2 protein-coding genes are annotated in these 1,826 nt (G+C 63.7%); both read left to right on the top strand.

Going from position 1 to position 1,826, the window contains the following annotated elements:
• Nucleotides 1-1,506: primary-amine oxidase (locus E1809_RS26350; protein ID WP_133207159.1), on the top strand; the 1,506-nt coding region annotated here is incomplete at its 5' end.
• A gap of 123 nt (nucleotides 1,507-1,629) precedes the next feature.
• A partial coding sequence (locus E1809_RS26355; protein ID WP_133207160.1) for a hypothetical protein occupies nucleotides 1,630-1,826 on the top strand: 197 nt, incomplete at its 3' end.

Here is a 1,826-nt window from a genome sequence, read left to right on the forward strand (position 1 = left end):
TGGAGTGTGGGCTGGTTCGGTGAGGATGCCCAGGGCCGGCGTCTGATGCGTGCCCTGGTGTTCGTGCGGGATGAGCCGGATGATTCCCCGTACGCGCACCCGATCGAGAACCTGGTGGTGATCTATGACCTGTCCTCGGGCCAGGTGGCGAGGATTGATGACAACGAGGCGATCCCGGTCCCGGCCGCGCGGGGTAATTACCTGCCCAAGTACGTCGGGGAGGCCCGGACGGATTTGAAGCCGATTTCCATCACGCAGCCCGAGGGGGCCTCGTTCACGGTCACGGGCAACCATGTGCGCTGGGCGGACTGGTCCTTCCGGGTGGGGTTCACCCCGCGTGAGGGCCTGGTGCTGCATCAGCTGAAGTTCCGTGACCAGGGCGTGGAGCGTCCGGTGATCAACCGTGCTTCGCTGGCCGAGATGGTTGTCCCGTATGGTGACCCGGCCCCGGTGCAGGCGAAGAAGAACGCGTTCGACTCGGGCGAGTACAACATCGGCAACATGGCAAACTCGTTGACCCTGGGCTGTGACTGCACCGGGGAGATCAAGTACTTCGACGGGATCACCACCGACAGTCACGGTAACCCGCTCACGATCGAGAACGCGATCTGCATGCACGAAGAAGACGATTCGATTTTGTGGAAGCATTTTGATTTCCGGGAGGGCACGGCCGAGACCCGCCGGAACCGGAAACTGGTGATTTCCTTCATCGCCACGGTCGCGAACTACGAGTACGCGTTCTACTGGCACCTGTTCCTGGACGGCAGCATTGAGTTCCTGGTCAAGGCCACCGGGATCCTGTCCACGGCCGGTCAGCACCCGGGCGAGAAGAGCCCGTATGGTCAGAACCTGAACAACGATGGGCTGTATGGTCCGATCCACCAGCACATCTTCAACGTGCGCATGGACTTCGAAATCGACGGGGTGAACAACTCCGTGTACGAGGTGGACACCGTGATCCCGGAAGAGAACCCGACGTTCACCGCGTTCAAGGCCGTGGACCGGCTCCTGGAAACCGAGCAGGCAGCGATCCGCAAGGCCGACACGTCCAAGCACCGGTTCTGGAAGATCGTCAACCACGAAAGCAGGAACATCGTGGATGAACCGGTCGCGTACCGGCTGATCCCGGACAACGCGATCACCCTGGCCGCGGATGACCGCGCGCACGTGTCCCAACGCGCMCAGTTCGCCCGCAACAACCTCTGGGTCACCCCGTACACCCGGGAAGAACGGTTCCCGGCCGGGGAATACCCGAACCAGTCCACCGGCGGGGACGGGCTGCCGGCCTGGACCGCGGCGGACMGGAACATCGTGGATCAGGACCTGGTCGTGTGGTACACCTTCGGCATGCACCACGTCGTGCGCCTGGAAGACTGGCCCGTCATGCCGAGGCAGAACATCGGGTTCATGCTCGAACCCCACGGCTTCTTCAACCAGAACCCCACCCTGAACCTGCCCGCCGAGATCACCACCACCACCGGCGGACACTGCAGCACCGGCAAATAACCCCGCCACCGCAGTGAACCAGTAACAACCAGTTCCACAATCTTCGGTCCCCGGCGCTGCCCCGAAGCAGCGCCGGGGACCGAGTCCATTCCAGCCACAAACTTTTTGTTCCCTAGTGAGGGCGTGATCCTTGTGTTCGAAATCCCCGCAGTCTCCTGGGCCCTCACGGCCGTGCTGTCCGCCGCCGGCGCCTACCACCTCTACCTCGCCGCCCGGGCCCGCCAGGCCACGGACCGCATCAACGAAGCCCTGCACGCCCTCATGCATGCCGCCATGGCCGCGATGATCTGGAACCTCGCCCCGGCCGCGCTCCTGGCCCA

It is taken from the genome of Arthrobacter terricola (assembly GCF_004354015.1).
Classification (GTDB): Bacteria; Actinomycetota; Actinomycetes; order Actinomycetales; family Micrococcaceae; genus Arthrobacter; species Arthrobacter terricola.